This window comes from Novosphingobium indicum (genome assembly GCF_014645195.1).
Lineage (GTDB): Bacteria > Pseudomonadota > Alphaproteobacteria > Sphingomonadales > Sphingomonadaceae > Novosphingobium > Novosphingobium indicum.
The window spans coordinates 1-2,385 of sequence record NZ_BMLK01000077.1 but is presented as its reverse complement, the minus strand read 5'-3'; the positions used below and the strand labels follow the sequence as shown (position 1 = coordinate 2,385).

Below are 2,385 nucleotides of genomic sequence, written 5' to 3'. Positions count from 1 at the left end.
TGATGGTTTAGGCAGCGGCCTGGTTTTCCAGGTGGCGAGATCGGGATGTTGGTTGTGGAGACAGTGGTACGGATTCGGCGCGAGCATGCGGGGGGCAAGCCGATCAAGGCGATTGCACGTGATCTGCGACTGTCGCGGAAGGTTGTGCGCAAGGCTATCCGGGCTCCTGAAGGCGCGTTCGATTATCATCGCTCGGTTCAGCCTCTGCCCCGGATCGGGCCTTTCCAGGAGCGGCTCGATACGCTGCTGACGGAGAACGAAGCGCGGCATCGGCGTGATCGACTGCGGATGACGCGGATCCACGATCTGCTGCGACGCGAGGGGTTCGAGGGTTCGTACGATGCGGTCCGGCGCTATTCTCGGCGCTGGGCGGATGCTCGCCGCAAGGATCCCGGTGACGATGTGGCCGCGTTCATCCCGCTGCTGTTCAAGCCGGGCGAGGCGTACCAGTTTGACTGGAGCCACGAGGACGTGGAGATCGCCGGCAAACCGATGCGCGTGAAGGTTGCGCACATGCGGCTTTGTGCCTCGCGGGCGGTGTACGTGCGGGCCTATCCGCGCGAGACGCAGGAGATGGTGTTCGATGCGCATGCACGTGGCTTCGCCTTCTTCGGCGGGGTTCCGCTGCGCGGTATCTACGACAACATGAAGACTGCGGTGACTTCCGTGTTCGTGGGCAAGGAACGCGTGTTCAACCGCCGGTTCCTGGTCATGGCCGATCATTACATGGTCGAGCCGACCGCGTGCTCACCGGCCGCAGGCTGGGAGAAGGGCCAGGTCGAGAACCAAGTCCAGACGATCCGGGGCCGCTTCTTCCAGCCCCGGCTGCGGTTTGCCAGCCTTGAGGATCTCAACGGGTGGCTGGAGGCCGAGTGCCTGCGCTGGGCCGCGATGCAGGCGCATCCCGAGCAGAAGGATATGACCGTTGCCGAGGCATGGGATGCGGAGCGCCCGGCGCTGCAGCCGATGTTGGCGCCGTTCGACGGCTTCCACGAGACGAGCCACGCGGTGACCGGAACCTGCCTGATCAGCTTCGACCGCAACCGCTACTCGGTGGCGGCGCGGGCCGCGCGCCGCGCAGTCCAGGTCCGCGCTTATGCCGATCGGATCGTCGTGCGCCTGGGCGACGAGGTCGTTGCCGAACATCCCCGCCACTTCGGGCGCGACCGGACGATCTACGATCCCTGGCACTATCTGCCGGTACTGGCGCACAAGCCCGGGGCACTCAGGAACGGCGCGCCGTTCCAGGGCTGGGATCTGCCACCGGCGCTGGCCCGGCTGCGGCGCAAGCTCGGCAGCGGCGATGAAGCCGACCGCCGGTTCGTTCGTGTGCTGACGGCGGTATCGAGTGATGGGCTGGAAGCCGTCGAGGCCGCCATCCGCGAAGCGCTCGACGCCAGCACCGCCAGCGACGAGGTGATCCTCAACATCCTGTCGCGGCGACGCGAGCCGCCGCCCGTTCGCCCGCTCGACGTCGTGGCCGATCTGCAGCTGAGCCATCCGCCCATTGCCGATTGCGCGCGCTACGACACAGTGCGAGGCCTCGATGCAGCGGCATGAGATGATCGACGCCATGCGCGGCCTCGGCCTGAAGGGGATGGTCGGCGCGTTCGATGAAGCCGTCACCGCCGGCGTGCAGCGCCAGCGCTCCATTACCGAGATCCTGACCGATCTGCTGCGCGCCGAAGCCGCGCACCGCCATGCCGCCTCGATCCGTTACCGGATGAGCGCCGCCAAGCTGCCGGTGGTGAAGGATATCGACGCGTTCCTGTTCGAGGGCACGCCGATCAACGAAGGGCTGGTCCGCTCGCTTCATGCCGGATCGTTCCTGCCCGGCAGACGCAATATCGTGTTAGTCGGGGGAACAGGCACGGGAAAGACGCACCTAGCCATCGCCATTACCGCTAGCGTCGTGCGCGCCGGTGCCCGTGGCCGCTACTTCAACACCGTCGACCTGGTCACCCGGCTCGAGGAGGAAGCCCGCATCGGCAAAGCCGGAGCACTTGCCGCTCAGCTCGGACGCCTCGAACTCGTCGTGCTCGATGAGCTGGGCTATCTGCCGTTCGCCCGCTCGGGCGGCCAGTTGCTGTTCCACCTGATCAGCAAGCTTTACGAGAAGACTTCGGTGATCATCACCACCAACCTGGCGTTCGGCGAATGGCCCAGCGTATTCGGCGACCCCAAGATGACGACCGCATTGCTCGACCGCATCACCCATCACTGCGATATCGTCGAGACCGGCAACGACAGCTGGCGCTTCAAGAACCGCAGCTGACCCGCCCCAGAAGCCAAAAGAGACGACCTTCGCTCTGCTGGTGCCTCCGGTCGGGCTACGCCCTCCCTATGCCACCAGCAGAGCGAAACTCGCGCCCAGCATCAACGGAT

Annotated in this window: 2 protein-coding genes; both read left to right on the top strand. The window is 65.7% G+C overall.

Features of this window, described 5'->3' with window-relative positions; translation table 11 throughout:
• Positions 1 to 45: 45 nt before the first annotated feature.
• Positions 46 to 1,560 carry an IS21 family transposase gene (gene istA, locus IEX64_RS24100; RefSeq protein ID WP_188823994.1) on the top strand — a complete coding sequence of 505 codons (1,515 nt, stop codon included), beginning with the start codon at positions 46 to 48 and terminating at the stop codon, positions 1,558 to 1,560.
• Entirely contained in the window at positions 1,547 to 2,275 is a 729-nt protein-coding gene (gene istB, locus IEX64_RS24095) for an IS21-like element helper ATPase IstB (RefSeq protein ID WP_188823992.1), read from the top strand. Before istA ends, istB begins: the two co-directional genes overlap by 14 nt.
• Positions 2,276 to 2,385: the final 110 nt, after the last annotated feature.

Bases quoted from the DNA above. Each gene is read 5' to 3' on its own strand.
- istA (WP_188823994.1), top strand. From the start codon at position 46: ATGTTGGTTGTGGAGACAGTGGTACGGATTCGGCGCGAGCATGCGGGG.
- istB (WP_188823992.1), top strand. From the start codon at position 1,547: ATGCAGCGGCATGAGATGATCGACGCCATGCGCGGCCTCGGCCTGAAG.